Source organism: Bacillus sp. JJ864 (assembly GCF_036963045.1).
Classification (GTDB): domain Bacteria; phylum Bacillota; class Bacilli; order Bacillales; family Bacillaceae_G; genus Bacillus_A; species Bacillus_A pseudomycoides_C.
The window spans coordinates 1-1975 of the sequence record NZ_JBALLY010000244.1; the positions used below are offsets into that span (position 1 = coordinate 1).

2 protein-coding genes are annotated in these 1975 nt (G+C 29.6%); one reads left to right on the top strand and one right to left on the bottom strand.

Features of this window, described 5'->3' with window-relative positions:
* Nucleotides 1–604: 604 nt before the first annotated feature.
* On the bottom strand, nt 605–1498 hold the full coding sequence (locus tag V7024_RS23980) for an ankyrin repeat domain-containing protein (protein WP_335524575.1): 894 nt from the start codon (nt 1496–1498) through the stop codon (nt 605–607).
* 248 nt (nt 1499–1746) lie between these two features.
* On the opposite strand from V7024_RS23980, the gene V7024_RS23985 reads away from it, so the two are divergent.
* Nucleotides 1747–1971, top strand: coding sequence for a helix-turn-helix domain-containing protein (locus V7024_RS23985; protein WP_335524576.1), 225 nt, complete (start codon nt 1747–1749; stop codon nt 1969–1971).
* Nucleotides 1972–1975: the final 4 nt, after the last annotated feature.

The window sequence follows — 1975 nt, forward strand, 5'->3', positions numbered from 1 at the left end:
CTCTTGTACATCTAAATATAGCTTCTCACTAATACTTCTACTTGCAGCCTTAACTTGAGCAGTAGGTATTGATTTTTCATATTTAATTACTTTTACGTAATTACCCAAATCAATCAATTTACAATTATAACTCTCCATTCTATTCCTCCTTTTTAACTTTCACTTAAACAAAGGAGGAAAATAAAAAAATATCCGAGAGGTTAATAAATTTTTTAAAAAAATATTATAATTGTGAACAAAATATGAACAAGCCACCTAGATAATAGGTGGCTTACAACTTTTAATCTTTTAGCTAATACAACCTTATTAAGCGCATTCCCCAAATATTCCCTAGTGATAAATAAGCTTCTATATACACCTTACTTTACTGAATTTCATTATCTTAAAATCCCCTTTAATTACTTTCAAAGTTAGCTCTTCTCTGCTACGCAGAGGGACTTCGTCCTAATATAATTAATAGTTAATTCATTTTTACTACCATCACTTACAACAAGTTATCGAGAGAACTATATATACTTATTAAAATAAGGATAGAATTTATAAAAAACTAAAACCACTCGACTCAACAAGTGGTTAAATTTAATACATTATTTAATTTCCATGATTACTCTTCTGCTCCATGCTCTAATAAATATTTAATAGTAACATTTGCTCCTTCTTCTTTTGCAATCATTAAAGGAGTAATGCCTCCCGTTAATTTTACATTTGGATTAGCTCCAGCTTCTAATAATATTTTTACTACGTTATCTTGGCTTGATCGGGCTGCCCAAATTAAAGGTGGTTCTCCATGACCTTCGTACAAATTAGGATCAGCACCTTGCTTTAATAATTCTTTAACTAACTCAATATTTCCCTCACCTGAAGCACGTGCTAATTTAGTAACTCCGTAATCATCTACATCATTAATATTAGCAGAGGAACTTGAAGTGCTTAATGACTTATCTTCCTTCTTAGTCTCTTCTTTCACTTCATTCTGCGATTTATTCTCTTCTTTTTTAGCATCGGAGGAATTAAATAAATTTAACGAATTACTTTTTAATTTATCCTCTATGTTAAGACGTTCCGCTATTACCGAACGTATAGACCAATAATTTTGTTCTAATGACTTCAATGACTTATCGTCTAAAACCTCTATACGTTCATTGTGTAACATTAATCCATTTGCAGCATTAAATAAGAGTTGTAATCCTCTAAGTAGCTCTTTTTCCTCTTCACTAAAATTTGAAGAAACTTTATCCATATCGTTTAATTGCTTATCCATCCACTTGATTCCATCATTATTTTTAACAGGTTTATTTTCTTCAACAACATAATTAATCTCATCGAAAGCCTTGAGAGCATTATTATAAAATTCTTCTTCCATACCTTTAGGTATATCACTAAAAGCACCTAATTTTGAAGAAATAATTATAATAACTATTATAGCAAGTACCCAAATACTCCTGCGTTTCCATATTGTATTATTCTTTTTCACCTCTATAGATGACAATTTTCGCATCTTTTTCCCTCCTGTTACCTTTATGAAATTCCATAATTTTACAACAATTTCTTCATATCTATTATTTATCCTTCTTTAACAAGCATAAATTCGACAGATTTCATATTTTATTAATTACACCCTATCTTTTCTTCACAAAAAGCGATTATTCTCATTAAATTCGATACGCTATTGCGTACCACTATATGAAAAATTATATGGTATCTTTCTCCATAAGGTCAACTGATAAAAGTTGGGTAGGGATAAAGATGGCGAAAAAAGTTATAGTAAAAATAAATGAACTAACTAGAGAAAAAGGAATATCCTTAAGAGAGTTATCGAGATTAACTGATATTCGTCACGCAGCTTTAAGTGAATTAGCTAATCAGAAGAGACAAAATATTAACTTTAAACATATAGAGAAGATTGCTGAGACTTTTAATATTGAGGATATTAGAGAGATTATTGATTTTGATATGATAAAAAAGGAATAAAAAA

Excerpts from the sequence above, each read along its gene's own strand:
- V7024_RS23980 (WP_335524575.1), bottom strand. The coding sequence starts at position 1,498 with ATGCGAAAATTGTCATCTATAGAGGTGAAAAAGAATAATACAATATGG.
- V7024_RS23985 (WP_335524576.1), top strand. The coding sequence starts at position 1,747 with ATGGCGAAAAAAGTTATAGTAAAAATAAATGAACTAACTAGAGAAAAA.